Here is a 15,293-nt window from a genome sequence, read left to right as displayed (position 1 = left end):
TCCCATCTCGTTCCCTTGGCAGCGACCGGGGCGGCACCTAAATTGTATCCGTCTAACGATGAGGATTCCTTGGGATTTCCTCGCATTGACCAAATCAACTGCCCAAGGATCACGGCCGCGATCCGCGCGACCACGAAGGAAGATCGATGAACGCCAATCTGCGCAATTTCGCCCTCTGGGTCATCATTGTCTTGCTGCTGTTGGCGTTGTTCACGCTCTTCCAGAATCCGGGTCAGCGGGCCTCCTCGCAGGACATCGCCTTCTCGCAGCTGCTGAGCGAAGTTGACCGCGGCAATGTGCGCGACGTCGTGATCCAGGGGCCGGACATCCACGGCACCTTCACCAACGGCTCCAGCTTCCAGACTTACGCGCCGAACGACCCGACGCTGGTGAAGCGCCTCTATGACAGCAAGGTGCAGATCACCGCGAAGCCGCCCGGCGACAACGTGCCGTGGTTCGTCTCGCTCTTGGTCTCCTGGCTGCCCTTCATCGCGCTGATCGGCGTCTGGATTTTCCTGTCGCGGCAGATGCAGGGCGGCGCCGGCAAGGCGATGGGCTTCGGCAAGTCGCGTGCGAAGATGCTGACGGAGGCCCATGGCCGCGTCACCTTCGAAGACGTCGCCGGCGTCGACGAAGCCAAGCAGGACCTGCAGGAGATCGTCGAGTTCCTGCGCGACCCCGGCAAATTCCAGCGCCTCGGCGGCCGCATTCCGCGCGGCGTGCTGCTGGTCGGCCCGCCCGGCACCGGTAAGACCCTGATCGCGCGTGCGGTCGCGGGCGAAGCCAACGTGCCGTTCTTCACCATCTCCGGTTCCGACTTCGTCGAGATGTTCGTCGGCGTCGGCGCGAGCCGCGTCCGCGACATGTTCGAGCAGGCCAAGAAGAATGCGCCCTGCATCATCTTCATCGACGAAATCGATGCCGTCGGTCGTCACCGCGGCGCCGGTCTCGGCGGCGGCAATGACGAGCGCGAGCAGACGCTGAACCAGCTGCTGGTCGAGATGGACGGCTTCGAGGCCAACGAGGGCGTGATCCTGATCGCCGCCACCAACCGCCCCGACGTGCTCGATCCCGCGCTGCTGCGTCCGGGCCGCTTCGACCGTCAGGTCGTGGTGCCGAACCCCGACGTCGTCGGCCGCGAGCAGATCCTGAAGGTGCATGTTCGCAAGGTTCCGCTGGCGCCCGATATCAACCTCAAGACCATCGCGCGCGGCACCCCGGGCTTCTCCGGCGCCGACCTGATGAACCTCGTCAACGAGGCCGCTTTGACCGCCGCCCGCCGCAACAAGCGGATGGTGACGCAGGCCGAGTTCGAGGAGGCCAAGGACAAGGTGATGATGGGCGCCGAGCGCAAGTCGCTCGTCATGACCGAGGAAGAGAAGTTGCTCACGGCCTACCACGAGGGCGGCCACGCCATCGTCGGCCTCAACGTGCCCGCGACCGATCCGATCCACAAGGCGACCATCATCCCGCGCGGCCGTGCGCTCGGCATGGTCATGCAGCTGCCCGAGCGCGACAAGCTGTCGATGTCGCTGGAGCAGATGACCTCGCGCCTCGCCATCATGATGGGCGGCCGCGTCGCCGAAGAGCTGATCTTCGGCCGCGAGAAGGTGACCTCGGGCGCGGCGTCCGACATCGAGCAGGCCACGCGCCTGGCCCGCATGATGGTGACGCGCTGGGGCCTGTCGGAAGAGCTCGGCACCGTCTCCTATGGCGAGAACCAGGACGAGGTCTTCCTCGGCATGTCGGTGTCGCGCACGCAGAACGCCTCCGAAGCCACCGTCCAGAAGATCGATTCCGAGATCAAGCGTCTGGTCGAGGAAGGCTACAAGGAGGCGACGCGCATCCTCACCGAGAAGCGCGCCGATCTCGAGACGCTGGCCAAGGGCCTGCTCGAGTTCGAGACGCTGACCGGCGACGAGATCGTCGACCTGCTCAAGGGCAAGAAGCCGAACCGCGAGTCCGTGCTCGAGCCGACCACACCGCGCGCCTCCGCCGTGCCCCCGGCCGGCAAGCCGCGCCCGCGTCCCGATCCGGATCCCGGCCTGGAGCCGCAGCCGCAGGCGTAATTCCAAGCGGCAGTTGAGAATCGAAAAACGCGGCGGTAACGCCGCGTTTTTTATTGTCCGAGCGCGCCTTCGCGAGCTCGCATTGCGCTGGCCCTCCCGCAAGGCAGGCGCCGCCGAACCAGAGCGTTCTGTTCCGGCGCCATCGTTCGAGCCTGGGCCGTTTTGCCACAGCCATCCGGTTGAATCGGTTGCGGTGGGTCAAGAAGGAGCATCTCGACGGCGTTAGGTTCCGACTCGTCAAAGGAGGCACACATGGCTTTCAAGGATGTTCTGTTGACCCTGGCGAGCTACCCGGAGCCGACGCCGGTTTCAGTGATCGACGATGCCGTCTCGGTGGCCGCCACCCTGGGGGCGCACCTCGCAGCCATTTCCTGCGAGGTCCATGCGGAGGTGCGCGCAAGCCTGCTCGGGGATGTCATCCTGGACATACCCGCGCTTATTGCGCGCGAGGCCGCCAAGAGCCGCGAGAATGCGAAAGCCCTGCTTGCCGCATTCGAAGCCTCCGCCGACAAATCCGGCGTCCGGCATGAGACCATCTTCGAGCACTGTGCAACCGCCAGCGAGGCCGCGCTGCTGGTTGACTATGCAAGGCTTCGGGATCTCACGATCATGGCGGTGCCGGACTCCCATGATCTGGGGTACGCCGAGGAGGTGATCTTCGAATCCGGCAGGCCGACGCTGATCCTGCCCACCGGCCCGCGGTCGCGTCCCTTGCGGCTCGATGCCATCTGCGTGGCTTGGGACTTCAGCCGCACCGCTGCGCGAGCGGTTTCCGACGCACTTCCTTTGCTTGAAAGCGCAAGAAGCGTACGCGTCGTGACTGTCACCAACGAAAAGCCCCTGGATTCCAGACATTCCGGCCGAGAACTGGCGAAGAACCTGGCTCGTCACGGCATCGAGGTCGTGCTGGATGAGATCGATGCCGAGAGCAAGCCGATCGACGAGGTCCTCACATCTTACGTGCTGTCCCACGGCATCGACGTCCTCGTGATGGGCGCGTACGGAACGCCGAGGTGGCGGGAATTCGTGCTCGGCGGCGCGACCAGGGGCCTGCTGTCCAAGCCGCCGGTGCCGATCCTGTTTTCGCATTGACGCTTGGTGATGCAGGAGGTGGCGCCGCTCGGGTCTACGAAACTGGTCAGATCGCTGACGCTCACGCACGCGGTCCTCTATGGGCTCGGCGTGACGATCGGCGCCGGCATCTACGTCCTGGTGGGCGCGGCCGCTGCCCGGAGCGGAATGCATGCACCTCTGGCGTTCCTCGTTGCCGCGGTCGTGATGGGCGTGACGGCCGGGAGCTTTGCCGAACTGGGCACGCGACTGCCGGTCGCGGCGAGCGAGGCCGCCTATGTCCAGGCCGCGTTTCATCGAAAATGGCTCAGCGGTGCCACAGGGTTGCTCGTGGTGGCTGCAGCGACGATTTCGGGCGCGACCATCACCGTGGGGAGCGCCGGCTACATCAGCGTGTTCCTGCCGCTGCCTGCCAGCTGGATCATCGCGGGCGTCGTGCTCGCGATGGGAGCGATCGCCTGCCTCTCCGCGGTTCAGTCCATCAGCTTCGCCGGCTTGATGACGGTCGTGGAGATCGGAGGATTGGTCCTCATTGTCGGAGCCGGGCTGTTTGAGGGCGACGCCCTGGTCTCCCGGCTGCCCGAACTGTTGGCTCCCCTGAGCGATAAAGCAGCGTGGACCGGGATCGCACAGACGTCGCTGCTCGCCGTGTTTGCGTTCATCGGGTTCGAGCACCTCGTGAACATCTCCGAGGAGATGAAGAATCCGTCCCAAACGCTGCCTTGGGCGCTCTTCATCACCCTCGGCGTGACCGCGCTCCTCTACATGATCGTCGTCTGGGTCGCGGTCGTCGCGGTGCCCCCGGCCGAGCTCGCGCACGCCTCGGCTCCGCTTGCACTTGTCTTTCAGCGGTTGACCGGTCTTCCCCTCTCGGTATTGAGCGTCATCGCGATCGTTGCGACGGTCAACGGGATCATCGTTCACATGCTGATGATCGGACGTGTGCTGTACGGGCTTGCGGACCAAGGCAGCCTTCCGGCCTTTCTGGCCCGTGTGAACGCCAGAAGCGGCGCGCCGGTGGTTGCAACCCTCTTCGGCGTGGGCGCCATCCTGATCCTCGCCCTCGGCGTTCCCTTGACCGGATTGGCCGAATGGACCTCACGCCTGACGCTCGGGATCTTCGTCCTGGTCAACCTGGCGCTTCTTCGCATCAAGACGAGAGAATCCAAGCCTCCCGCCGGCGTGTTCTTCGTGCCCATTTGGGTGCCGATCGCAGGACTGTTCACAAGCGCCGCGTTGCTCCTGATCGATCTCGTGCGATAGCGCCCGCGTGGCGTTTCGGCGGAGGACCCGGACGTTGCGATGGCGGTTCTCTCGCTTCCGCACGCGCGATCGGTGAAACATTAAAGAACACCTTAACAATTAAGGCCTAGCTTGGCCCGCCATGACTGATCAGGTCGTCTCCAGCGCGGTTCAACCGTTTTCGGCGCGTGCAGCGCTCCCTTGGGCTGTGGGGCTCGCCGTCTACGCTGTGTTGCTGGCTGTCGGCCCGAAGCTGCTCGGAGATCCCGACAGCTATTCTCACGTCGAGCTCGGGCGCTGGATCATGGCGCATGGGACCCTGCCGACGAGCGATCCATTTTCGTTTTCGAAGCATGGCGCGCCTTGGATCACGTTCGAATGGCTGTCGGAAGTCATCTATGCCGGAGCCTACGTCCTGTCCGGCTGGCCCGGCGTCGTCGTCGTCGCGGCCGCGGCGATCGCACTCGCCTTTGGTCTGCTCACATACTTCCTGCTGCGCGAGCTGTCGCCGACCCAGACGCTGGTCATGGTGATCGCGGCCGTCATCCTGACGGCGCCGCACATGCTGGCGCGGCCACACGTGCTCGTGATGCCCATCATGGTGATCTGGGCGGCTGCCCTGGTGCGTTGCATGGATCACGGCAGGCCGCCACCATACTGGGCCCTGCCGCTGCTGGTCGTGTGGGGCAATCTGCACGGCAGCGGAGTGCTGGCGCTTGGCTTGATTGGACCCGTGGTGCTCGAGGCGCTGCTGCGCGAGGAGCGAAGCCAATGGCCACGCGTGCTGCTGCGCTGGGTGCCATTCACACTGCTTGCCGTCGCCGCATCCTGCCTGACGCCGCATGGGCCGGAACCGCTGCTGATGCCGATCACGACACTCGGCCTCGGTCCCGCGCTCGCCTGGATCGCGGAATGGCGGCCGCAGGATTTCAGCCGCATCGGCGGCTTCGAGCTGCTGTTGCTGGGGGGCATCTTCGCGCTCTCGCGCGGCGTCACGCTGCCGGTCGTGCGGACCCTCGTGGTGATCGGCTTGCTCCATTTCGCGCTGGCGCAGATGCGCAATGCGGATCTGCTGGCCATGCTGGCACCGCTCTACCTCGCGGCCCCGCTGGCCCGGAGGTTCGGCGGGCCGAGCGGGAACGAGACCGACCGCTCCTCGCGTGGCTTGAACCTGGCGGCATTCGGCATCTTGGCCGCGATGAGTGGATTGGCGCTGGCGCGCGACATCCGGCCGGCTCCCCTCATCACCCCCGAGGCGGCGGTCGCCCGTGCCGACCTCGCCAAGGCGGGGCCGCTGCTCAACGATTATTCCTTCGGCGGCTATTTGGTCTTTGCCGGCATTCCAACCTTCATCGACGGCCGCGCGGAACTGTTCGGCGGACCGTTCATCGACCGCTACAATCGCGCCCTGGCGCTGATTGACCTCGGAGATTTTCTTAAGCTGCTCGACGACTACAAGATCCGCGCGACGCTGCTCGCACCGAATACGCCCGCCACAGCGATGCTTGACCGGCTCCCGCACTGGCAGCGCGTGTACAGCGACGATGTGGCGGTCGTCCACAAGCGCCGGGAGATGCAGTAAAGCCAGCTCGCCAGCAGCATCGAAGACGAGGTGTTGGCCTCACGTCCGAGATGATTGCGGCGGATCACTCGTTGATTGCGTGCTTGGCGGGTACAGTCGCCGCCTCGTTGCGATCGAAGCCGGCTCGCTTCTGGACCACGTACAGTGGACGGCGCTTTACTTCGGCATGGATGCGGCCGACGTAAAGGCCCACGATCCCCGTCATCAGCATGTTCATTCCACACAACAGCGAGAGGAGGACAATGGTCGAGGACCAGCCAGTCACGAGATGAGCGTCGTTGCTCAGCCACATCACGACGACCCAGCCGCCGTAGAGCAGTGCGAATGCCGAGACGGTCAATCCGCACCAGATCGCCAGGCGCAAGGGCAGATCGGAAAAGCCGAGCGCGGCGTTCACCGCTAGGCGGATCATCTTGAACAGGGGGTACTTGGTCTCGCCCGCGGCGCGCTCGAGACGATGGAAGGTGACCTCGGCCTGGCGGAAGCCGAGCCAGGCGATCATGCCGCGTACGAAGCGATCCTGCTCCGGCATCTGCCTGAGCGCGTCCAGCACCTTGCGATCGATCAGGCGGAAGTCACCGACGTCGGCGGGGATGCCGACGGAGGACATCTTGCCGAGCAGCCGGTAGAACAGGTGTGCGGTCGCGCGCTTGAATCGGCTTTCGCCCTCGCGCGACAAGCGGCGGGCGTGGACGACGTCATTGCCTTCGTGCCATTTTGCGATCAATTGCTCGATCACTTCGGGCGGATCCTGCAAATCGGCGTCCATGACGATGATCGCGTCGCCCTGCGCGGCGTCCATGCCGGCGGTGATGGCGACTTGATGGCCGAAATTCCGCGACAGGCCGATATAGCGAAAGCGGGCGTCGCGCACAGCAAGTGCCTGTAGCACGATCGAGCTGGAATCGCTGCTGCCGTCGTCGACGAAAATCGCCTCTGCCGGCCCGTCGAGCCGGGACAGCAGGAAGTCGAGCCGGCGTAACAATATCGGCAGTACGGCTTCCTCGTTGAAGACGGGAATGACGAGGCTGTAGCGGATCGGTCCGGAATTGGCCGCCATGCGAAGGAGTCCAGCTGGGTTGCAGGGACGGAAGTCTACGGGCAGGTGGTTAAGGTCGCCTTTCTCAGGACTTGCGGCGAATCCTGTAGAGCACGAACCGATCCGAGGTCTCCAATAGTTCCAGCAGATCCGGCAGCGGGTTTGCGGCCCGCGGTCCCAGCACATAGAGGTAGTCGAAATCCCGGTACCAGGTGCGGACAAAGCGCGGCGAGTCCGCCGGCGGGTGGCCCGCTGCTATCGCGGTGAGCAGGCCTGAGGACACCAGTCCGCCATCCGGAGTGGCAAGATGGCGCACGGCCTCGACGGCCCGAACAGGCTGCTTGCCCGCCTCCGTGAAGAGATTGGGCACGAACGCATTGGCATAGTGCACCGCCAGCGTTGGCGCATAATACATCGGATACGCCGTGAGATCGGCGAAGGGCGGGTCGCCAGCTTCGTCCGCATTGCTGACGAGGACGCGCGAGCCACGTTCGACCTTGCGGAACGACTCGATAATGGCCGCGTAGTCAGTGCGGTAGGGCAGCCATACCGTGAAGACAACGGCGAGATTGATCAGCGTGATGCCGCTGATCGCAGCGAGTGCAGCCATCCGCCAAGCCCGGCTTGGCAGCGACAGCGAGCAGAACGCCGGCAGGATCAGCGCCGCAGCAGGAAACACGCGGAGGTCGGCGAAAGAGGTCCCGAACAGCCTCGAGGGAATGGCCACGTACAGGAGCGCAAGACCGAGCGCGATCCAGATCCCGGCGGGCTCGAGCCTGAGCAAGTCGCGCCTTGCGGCGAACAGCAACGCGGTCATGAGGGTCAGCCCCGTCACCGCCGCGGCCGTCAGATTGTAACCGTTCATGATGCGGAGCGGCCAGACCGGCTTGAATGCGAGGAACCAGTCATTGCCTTGGCTTCCGATCGCGCCTGCCGTGACATGCATGATCGCAAGCAGCGCAAGCGCCGGTAGGGCCAGCGCGCCAAGCCGCGCGGCCGCGACGGAATACGCGACCCGCCCTTGGCGGACGCGCGACAGCTCGAAAAGGCCGAGCGTTGCGCCATAGATGCCGAGCGAAAAGAAATGCGCCACATAGAGCGCGGCGACGAAGATCAGATTGGCCATGAAGCGCAGCGGCCAGGGGCCTTCCGCCAGCATCAGATAGACGGCGATGCCCCAGAGCGCGAGGCCGAGCCCGAACTCGAAGTTCACGAAACCCCAGCTGAACGGCAGGCAATAGAGCAAAGCGAGCGCGGCGAAGCCGGCGAGATGGATGCGTCCCTTCCTGACCCATTCGAGCAGAAGCGCACCGGTGACGATCAGGACCTGGCTCAGCAGGAGAAACAGCCGCGTCGCGTTCTCGACGCTCATCAGCCGCGCCAGCTGCGGGACCAGCAGGTCCATTCCGAGGTTGGGATAGAAGGCCCACCTCACCTCGTAATACGGATTTGCACCCGCGGTGCCGTTCTGGCTCAGAACAGACATGCGGGCGAGGTGATTGGGATAATCGACCATCGCCGGAATGGGCGTCAGCAGCACCGGAACAAACGAGACTACAGCCAGCATCGCAAGCACGATCATCGCCACGGCTCGGTCCGGGGCGGAACGCGCCGGATCTGTCAGGATCGGCTTGCTGGAAGGAACCATCTGATGAAGTCGCTGAGGCCGAAGACGCGCGCTGGAGCCGGTCGTCACTTCGAAGGCGCCGCGGTCGCGCCGTCTGCGGCGTCGCGCACGTGGATCACGGCGATGTCGTCCGCATAGATCCGCTTCCAGCCCTTGAGCTGGTCGAGGATCTGCGGGCCCGGCGCATCCGCGCCCAGCAGTGTCGCGTCGATCTTGTGCTCGTCGAGCAGGCGTGGCAGCAGCTCGGGCTTCTTGCCCTCGGTCGCCTTGAAGAAGTCCATGATGAATTTCTCGCCGTAGAGCTCGGCGCGGCCATCGACGAAAACAGGGATATCGCGCGAGATCAGATAGCCGCCGAACTGGTAGGCGTTGAAGACGCGCTGCACCTTGCGTTGCTCGAGCAGGTCGACCGCGGCAACCGGCGTCTGCGTCATCGTGAAGGTGAAGCGGTGGTGCCCCAGATAGAGCGAGGTCGAGGTCCAGCTTGCCGCCACGATCATCAGCGCGCCGAGCGCCGTGACATAGCGGCCCGGCCAGCTGTCGGCACCGGCGGGCTCAAGCGCCGGCTGCGGGAACATCTCGCCGAGCGGCTTTGCCAGCACCAGCGGCACCAGGAATGCAAATGCGTCGATGCTCCTGACGTGGCTCAGCGCGCTCCAGGTCAGGAAGAGGATCAGGAAGATCCGGGGTGCTGACAGCACCAGGCCGCGATAATAACCGAATGCGATCAGGGCGAGCAGGGCGCCTTCGAACGGGGTGAACGTGGCGAAGTTCGCCGGCATCCATTCGACGATCAGTGTCAGCAACTCGCCGAGGCTGAGAATGTTGGTCGCGCCCTGCAGCGTTCGCCAGCCGTACGGCGTGCAGCAGCTCGCGATCAGCGCCCCGATTCCGAACAGCACCCAGCGCATGAACAGGGCGAGCCGTCGTCCCTTCCCGGCATGCTCGACCGCTTCGAGCGAGATCGGGCCGATCAGCGCGAGCCCGAGCACGAAGCCGCCGTGCAGGTTCGCCCACAGCGCCATCAGCGGCAGCCAGGTCCAGGACGGCGCGCTCCGGCGGCTCGCAGCCGCCATCAGCAAGCCGACCCACGCCACCATCACCGGCAGCGCCAGAATATGCGGCCGCGCCAGCACGTGATGGATCGACAGCAGCAGCGCCAGCATTGCGAACAGCACCGCGCGCGGGGCTCCGATATGCGCCTCGAGCAGATGGACGAAGATCGCGACGGTGAGCGCGACGGCGGCCGCGGTGAGGATGACGGGGCCTGCCCAGCCCCAGTGCGCATGCGAGAAGGCGAACGCGACCTGCGACAGCCAGGACGTCGAGATCCACGGCGCGCCCGTCCGCGTGAAGGAATAGAAGTCGATCATGGGCATGGCGCGGTGATCGAGGATCCATTGCCCGATCTTGATCTGCCAGAACGAGTCGGAATCCTGAAGCAGCGTGTCGCCGAGGAACAGGAAGAACAGATAGGCGCCGGCGCCGACGCACAACGGCACCAGGGCACGCGCGCGGCCCTGCACCGCGATGCTGTTGGCGAAGGAAAGGGACATGCCGTCTCGTCGTCCTGGTTGTTCTTGCCGGCCCGAGCGGGCGGCATTGGACCACGCCGGTCATAACTTCGGGTAAACCGGCCGCGCCAGGCCGGCGTCAGATGCTTACAATTTAACGGATTGTTTCGAACTTGGATTTACCATGGGCCGATACACGCAATCCGCTCGGTGTTTACGCAGCCGAATTAACTGCGGTGCAATTCTTTGCCTCTACGTTCCGTTGCCATGGTCGGGCGGCGCTGGGAAGCCGAAGAGACCAGATCAGTTGTAGCCTCGTGTACTCATTTGGAGCACTCTATGAAGAACCTCGTTGCGCGTTTCATGAAGGATGAATCCGGCGCCACCGCCATTGAATACGGCCTGATCGCTGCCGGCATCGCGCTGGCGATCATCACCGTCGTCAACAACCTCGGCACCACGCTGAACACGAAGTTCAGCTCGATCTCGACCAGCCTCAAGTAAGGCCGGACGACCAGCGGAATAGCGAAGGGCCCCGTCATCGACGGGGCTCTTTTGCGTTGTCCAGGAATCGGCGCGGGGCGTTCGACGATCAGGCTTAAGCCTCCTTCAAGCCACTCGGGTGTATGGCTTGGGCGCATCCGCCTCACATCATCGCGCAAGGAAGCCGCATGGCCGAAGCCTCCTCCGTTCCGCCTGCAATCGGCCGTCACGGTGCGGTCCCAGCGATCCTCGTCAACATCTCCTTCGTGCTGGCGATCGTCACGCTGGCGTATTTTCCGACGGCCTATCTCGCCCATCTCTGGATCTTTGACGCCGACGGGCGCGGCATCCCCACTGATTTCGTCAACGTCTGGGCGGCCGGAAGACTGGCGCTCGAGGGGCATCCCGCGCAGGCCTGGGATTGGGACATTCAGAAGCAGGTCGAGCTTGCGCTTCTCAAGCAGGATTTTGTCGGCCATTTCGCCTGGCATTATCCGCCGCCCTTCCTGTTCGTCGCGTCCTTCCTCGCGCAATTTCCCTATACGGTGGCGTTCATCGGCTGGGCCGCGTTCAGCATGGTGCCCTATCTCGCCGTGATGCGCGCCATCATCGGGCGCAACGCGGGCTTGGTAATTGCGGTTGGATTTCCGGCCGCCTTCCTCAACATCCTGGTCGGGCAGAACGGTTTCCTCACGGCCTCGCTGATCGGCGGCATGCTCTATCTGTTGCCGACGCGGCCGGTGCTGGCTGGAATCTGCCTCGGCCTTCTCAGCTACAAGCCGCAATACGGATTGTTGTTTCCGCTTGTCCTGCTCGCCGCCGCCGAATGGACCGTGCTGTTCAGCGCCGCGATCGTCACCGTTGCGATCGCTGCACTATCCTGGTTCGCCTTCGGCACCGAAAGCTGGCAGGCGTTCTTCCACTGGATTCCGATGTTCTCCCAGGCCTTCCTGACCGAAGGCAGGGCGCCCTGGTTCAAGATGCAGAGCATCTTCGCGCTGGTGCGCTATCTCGGCGGCACCGAGCAGCTCGCATGGATCTTCCAGTGGGTGTTGACCACAGCTGTTGCCGTGGCGCTGGTCGTGGTGTGGCGGAGCCGGCTGCCCTATGCCCTCAAGGCGGCGATGCTCGCGACCGCGGCGCTGCTGACGACGCCCTATCTCTTCATGTACGATCTGGTCGTGCTGGGCATCGCCGTGGCCTTCCTCATCCGAGCCGGTCTCGACGAAGGTTTCGCACGCCACGAGGTGATGGCGCTGGCGCTCGTCTTCGGCCTGCTTGCGAGCTTCCTGTTTCTCGGGCAGCCGGTCGGCTTCCCGGCGATCCTGATCGTGTTCGGGCTGATCCTCGGACGCTGCGCAGCCTGGCGGAGTGCCGAGGCCGCGTCAACGCAGGTCGCTCTCACACGAACGAGCTGAGAAGCTCGGTCGGGCACAGGCACTGGTCAGACGTCAGATGGGAAATGTCGCCACTCAAGCTAAAGCTGGCGATGCCACTGACGAGGCCTGCTTTGTTTTGCCATTGGACAACCGCCATAGGAGACGCGCGGCGAACAAGGGGAGGATCAGTAAAGCGATCGGTATTTGCGCGAAGCCGAATGGGAACATCAGAATAGGCAACGCCCATAACGCAAGCGAAAGAATTTGATCCACGAACGTTTCGTTTCCGCGCTGACGCAGGAGCGCGACAATCCATCCGAATACGACCATGTCGTAGTTCATGATCCAGGGCGAAAACAAGAAGGTGGCGGTAACGAAGAGCGCTAGTGAGAGGACCGGATCGCGCTTGCGCCAGAATGTCCAAACCACTGCACCGACGGCGCAAACCGACGCCGCTCCTTGCACTACCCAGGCCAAATCAGCCGGAAGACCCGCAAGGCGGGCGTTGATCAAGGCTGAGGCAACGATCGGCCAGCCCATGATACCTGCCACGTCGAGCAGTTCGTGCTGTTGCGGCAAAACTTTATGCCAATATGCGATCCAGATTTCTGGCCCAAACCATGCTGCAGTCGCGGCGACAAGCGACACCGTCATGACGACGGCTGAACCAATGACTCGCCAGTGCCCTCCCAGCACCAGCACGATCGGAAGCAGGAGACCGAGTTGCGGCTTGATAGTCAGCATACCAAACAAAATTCCAGCGAGTATCGGCCGCCGCTCGAGGTTTGCCAGACCGCCGATCAAGAGCGCAGCGGTCAAGAAGCCATTTTGGCCGAGGAATACGTTAACCGTGACGGCAGGTGCGACGGCCAGAAACACCCAGTATTTTCGTTCGACACCACATGATGTTGCCGCCCAAACATACAGGGCGAGCCCGGTGACGCACCACACAATGTACGACGGCAGAAAACCGAGCAAACCAAAGGGCCAAATGACGAACAGAAGATGCGGCGGATACGACCAATACAGAGGTGCCAAATCGGGAATGCCGGTCACCTTCGCTATCGCAGCCATGTAGGCGCTGGAATCAAACCAGTCCGCAGGGCCGCCGGAAAAAGCCGATCGGCCGCCTATCCAAGTGTTCAGAAAATCTCGACCAACCGGAAAGCCGCCTGGGTCAACTACGAACGATGGGAACGACTGGGATGCTGCCAGTTGGAAGTCAAATATGACAACCGCCAGCAGAATGGCCGCAGCGACCACGGTGAGGGACGCGTAGATCCTTACTGATGCTGGATTGCCTGTGCCAAGCTTGCCATGACTCATTGTACGCTCAAAGGGTAAGGCCTCTGTTCGAGAGGCGCGATGGTTCTCAAGTTTGAGTTCCGCGCGGACGGCGACTAATGCGCAGTCCGCGCGATCAGCGGGCAACTTTCGATCACCGTGCCGGGGCGGGCGCCCTCAATGGTGACGCAGGGCCGGGAGCGATCGATGGTGAGCTCGTAGCGATCCAGCAGCGCGCTGCGGTCCGGATCGCCGCGCATGTGCAATTCGCGGACGCCGCCGGGCAGCGGCGTCTTCAGCCCGGCGCGAATGCGCTGGTCGAAGATGCCGCCGGGGACGATCGGCACGGCGATATCGGCGAGCAGGTAGAAGCGCGATTGGGAGGGCAGCTGCGGCGCGATATAGGCCAGTGGCTTGCCGAGGATGAAATAGGTCGCGGGCTGATCGAGCTCGTGGGCGATCTTCGGCCGGTAGACGTCGGACCAGGGGCGGTGCCACCAGTCCGCCGGCTGCGACCACGCTGCGATCGCGACTGCGAGCGTCAACGTCAACACGGCGAGCGGACGAGGGGACGCCGTCAGCGATGACGGTCCGGTGCTCGCGGCGAGGCGCGTGAGCAGGAGAACGATCAGCGGACCGCACAGGAGCTCCAGAACCACCGCATAGCGCTGGATCGAGAACAAGCCGAGCCATGCGAGGTAAGAGGCCGCAAACAGCACCACCAGCTGCACGTCACCCCGGGTGAGGATCGCGCTCTTGCGCCTCGCGCGGACCCACAGGCCGAGCACGAGCAGGACCATCACCACCGCGAAGCGCGCGTCGCGGAACGGATGCTCCGCGCCTCGGTGGTCGCCGATCAGCCAGTAGAAGGGGTAGGCCAATGCGTCGAGCACGCCATGAGGCATGAACTGCGCATCCATCAGGTTGACGCCGGCCACCTCGCTCGACTGGAACAGTGCATTGAACAGCGGGAAGATCGGATTGCCGGTGTCGCGCCACGTGATCAGGCACCATACCCCGCCGGTGAGCGCCGCGCCGGCCATTCCGCCGATGCCAAGAAGCGTGATCGCCCGCAGCGGACGCGCGGAGACGATCAGCGCCGCGGCAGCGCCGATCGCGTAGACGACATTGGTCAGCTTCAGCCCGACGGCGGCACCGATCAGCAATCCCGCGAGCAGGACGCAGATCGCCGGTCGGCGATCCGCCACCAGGATCAGAAGGCAGCCGCCGATCACGGGCAAGGCCAGCAGCACGTCGGAAAAGCTCGTGCCGACTTCCGAGAGCGTCATCGGACCCGAGGCAGCGATGACGACCACTGCTGCGACCGACGCGATGGTTGCGGCCTGGCGCAGCCGCGCGAACAGGCAGATCAGCGCAAGGTTGAGGCCGTGAACAGCGCCGATGATCATCAGCCCATAGGGCGCCGGCAGCACGTGGCGGAGATAGTAGACGGGGAAATAGACGAGCGGATTGAAGTAGGTCTGAAAGCCCGGCGGGACCACATCGACGCCATAGCGGCCGTTGAGAACGGCCCAGACATTGTATTCGTGGTAGTTCTGCCAATCCCAGTTGACGTCCTCTCCCATGGCCAGGGTGTAGAGCGCGCCTGCCAGCATCGAGCAGACGACAACGGCGATCGCTGCAAGCGCATTGCCGCGCTGCTTCGCCCTCCACGACCGCCGCAGCCTGTCGGCCGCGGGAAGGGACATGACCTCTCGCGGATCGGAAGAAATCGCCGCGCGTTCCAGCATCAAGGCGCCATATGCGCCGGGAACATCACGAGCAGAGCCGGGTCGCTGAACCGCAGAAAGCCCGCTCGTGAAACGCATTGCCGAATTCCAATTTACAACCGTAGGACTACGGGTAGCCAGTTAAGGTTGCATGAATCTTTGCGAGAATTTTCTGATTTGACACCTAGAGATTGTGGATGTCGGAAACGGGAACGAGGGCGGAGTGCGTTGCAGAACGAAGCCCACGCGCCCGCCGACGCAGCTTGACGCCTC

Annotated in this window: 11 protein-coding genes; 6 read left to right on the top strand and 5 right to left on the bottom strand. The window is 63.9% G+C overall.

What is annotated here, in order from left to right; all coding sequences use genetic code 11:
* The first annotated feature begins 146 nt into the window (after nt 1–146).
* The 4 genes from ftsH to I6F20_RS11920 all read left to right on the top strand — a co-directional run bounded on the left by ftsH (nt 147) and on the right by I6F20_RS11920 (nt 5,964).
* The gene (ftsH, locus tag I6F20_RS11935; protein WP_035998585.1) at nt 147–2,069 is read left to right on the top strand and encodes an ATP-dependent zinc metalloprotease FtsH; all 1,923 of its coding nucleotides are present in this window, start codon (nt 147–149) and stop codon (nt 2,067–2,069) included.
* A gap of 252 nt (nt 2,070–2,321) precedes the next feature.
* Nucleotides 2,322–3,161, top strand: coding sequence for a universal stress protein (locus I6F20_RS11930; RefSeq protein WP_225126311.1), 840 nt, complete (start codon nt 2,322–2,324; stop codon nt 3,159–3,161).
* Between the two features lie 9 nt (nt 3,162–3,170).
* A complete protein-coding gene (locus I6F20_RS11925) occupies nt 3,171–4,403 on the top strand; it encodes an APC family permease (protein ID WP_225126309.1) in 1,233 nt (410 codons plus the stop codon).
* A gap of 121 nt (nt 4,404–4,524) precedes the next feature.
* Complete coding sequence (locus I6F20_RS11920) at nt 4,525–5,964, top strand: hypothetical protein (protein WP_225126307.1); 1,440 nt, start codon at nt 4,525–4,527, stop codon at nt 5,962–5,964.
* Between the two features lie 64 nt (nt 5,965–6,028).
* On the opposite strand, the gene I6F20_RS11915 is transcribed toward I6F20_RS11920, so the two are convergent.
* The 3 genes from I6F20_RS11915 to I6F20_RS11905 all read right to left on the bottom strand — a co-directional run bounded on the left by I6F20_RS11915 (nt 6,029) and on the right by I6F20_RS11905 (nt 10,186).
* Nucleotides 6,029–7,024 (bottom strand): glycosyltransferase family 2 protein, encoded by a 996-nt coding sequence (locus tag I6F20_RS11915; protein ID WP_225126305.1) that lies wholly within the window; start codon nt 7,022–7,024, stop codon nt 6,029–6,031.
* Nucleotides 7,025–7,088: 64 nt separating this feature from the next.
* Nucleotides 7,089–8,585, bottom strand: a complete 1,497-nt coding sequence (locus tag I6F20_RS11910) for a hypothetical protein (protein WP_225126655.1) — start codon at nt 8,583–8,585, stop codon at nt 7,089–7,091.
* 110 nt (nt 8,586–8,695) lie between these two features.
* The gene (locus tag I6F20_RS11905; protein WP_225126303.1) at nt 8,696–10,186 is read right to left on the bottom strand and encodes a hypothetical protein; all 1,491 of its coding nucleotides are present in this window, start codon (nt 10,184–10,186) and stop codon (nt 8,696–8,698) included.
* Nucleotides 10,187–10,483: 297 nt separating this feature from the next.
* On the opposite strand from I6F20_RS11905, the gene I6F20_RS11900 reads away from it, so the two are divergent.
* Both I6F20_RS11900 and I6F20_RS11895 read left to right on the top strand, forming a co-directional pair.
* Nucleotides 10,484–10,648 carry a Flp family type IVb pilin gene (locus I6F20_RS11900; protein WP_035998610.1) on the top strand — a complete coding sequence of 55 codons (165 nt, stop codon included), beginning with the start codon at nt 10,484–10,486 and terminating at the stop codon, nt 10,646–10,648.
* A 167-nt stretch (nt 10,649–10,815) separates the two neighbouring features.
* Nucleotides 10,816–12,045 (top strand): glycosyltransferase family 87 protein, encoded by a 1,230-nt coding sequence (locus tag I6F20_RS11895; protein WP_225126301.1) that lies wholly within the window; start codon nt 10,816–10,818, stop codon nt 12,043–12,045.
* A 54-nt stretch (nt 12,046–12,099) separates the two neighbouring features.
* Here the strand turns inward: I6F20_RS11895 and I6F20_RS11890 are convergent, their stop codons facing one another.
* Together I6F20_RS11890 and I6F20_RS11885 are read right to left on the bottom strand one after the other, a co-directional pair.
* Nucleotides 12,100–13,332 carry a glycosyltransferase family 87 protein gene (locus I6F20_RS11890; RefSeq protein WP_225126299.1) on the bottom strand — a complete coding sequence of 411 codons (1,233 nt, stop codon included), beginning with the start codon at nt 13,330–13,332 and terminating at the stop codon, nt 12,100–12,102.
* A gap of 74 nt (nt 13,333–13,406) precedes the next feature.
* On the bottom strand, nt 13,407–14,999 hold the full coding sequence (locus I6F20_RS11885) for a glycosyltransferase 87 family protein (protein WP_225126297.1): 1,593 nt from the start codon (nt 14,997–14,999) through the stop codon (nt 13,407–13,409).
* Nucleotides 15,000–15,293 lie beyond the last annotated feature (294 nt).

This window comes from Bradyrhizobium sp. IC3123 (assembly GCF_020193625.1).
GTDB classification, from domain to species: Bacteria; Pseudomonadota; Alphaproteobacteria; order Rhizobiales; family Xanthobacteraceae; genus Bradyrhizobium; species Bradyrhizobium yuanmingense.
The sequence above is the reverse complement of the archived record's forward strand: the minus strand, read 5'-3'. Positions and strand labels throughout refer to the sequence as shown.

Bases quoted from the DNA above. Each gene is read 5' to 3' on its own strand.
- ftsH (WP_035998585.1), top strand. From the start codon at position 147: ATGAACGCCAATCTGCGCAATTTCGCCCTCTGGGTCATCATTGTCTTG.
- I6F20_RS11930 (WP_225126311.1), top strand. From the start codon at position 2,322: ATGGCTTTCAAGGATGTTCTGTTGACCCTGGCGAGCTACCCGGAGCCG.
- I6F20_RS11925 (WP_225126309.1), top strand. From the start codon at position 3,171: ATGCAGGAGGTGGCGCCGCTCGGGTCTACGAAACTGGTCAGATCGCTG.
- I6F20_RS11920 (WP_225126307.1), top strand. From the start codon at position 4,525: ATGACTGATCAGGTCGTCTCCAGCGCGGTTCAACCGTTTTCGGCGCGT.
- I6F20_RS11915 (WP_225126305.1), bottom strand. From the start codon at position 7,024: ATGGCGGCCAATTCCGGACCGATCCGCTACAGCCTCGTCATTCCCGTC.
- I6F20_RS11910 (WP_225126655.1), bottom strand. From the start codon at position 8,585: ATGATCGTGCTTGCGATGCTGGCTGTAGTCTCGTTTGTTCCGGTGCTG.
- I6F20_RS11905 (WP_225126303.1), bottom strand. From the start codon at position 10,186: ATGTCCCTTTCCTTCGCCAACAGCATCGCGGTGCAGGGCCGCGCGCGT.
- I6F20_RS11900 (WP_035998610.1), top strand. From the start codon at position 10,484: ATGAAGAACCTCGTTGCGCGTTTCATGAAGGATGAATCCGGCGCCACC.
- I6F20_RS11895 (WP_225126301.1), top strand. From the start codon at position 10,816: ATGGCCGAAGCCTCCTCCGTTCCGCCTGCAATCGGCCGTCACGGTGCG.
- I6F20_RS11890 (WP_225126299.1), bottom strand. From the start codon at position 13,332: ATGAGTCATGGCAAGCTTGGCACAGGCAATCCAGCATCAGTAAGGATC.
- I6F20_RS11885 (WP_225126297.1), bottom strand. From the start codon at position 14,999: ATGTCCCTTCCCGCGGCCGACAGGCTGCGGCGGTCGTGGAGGGCGAAG.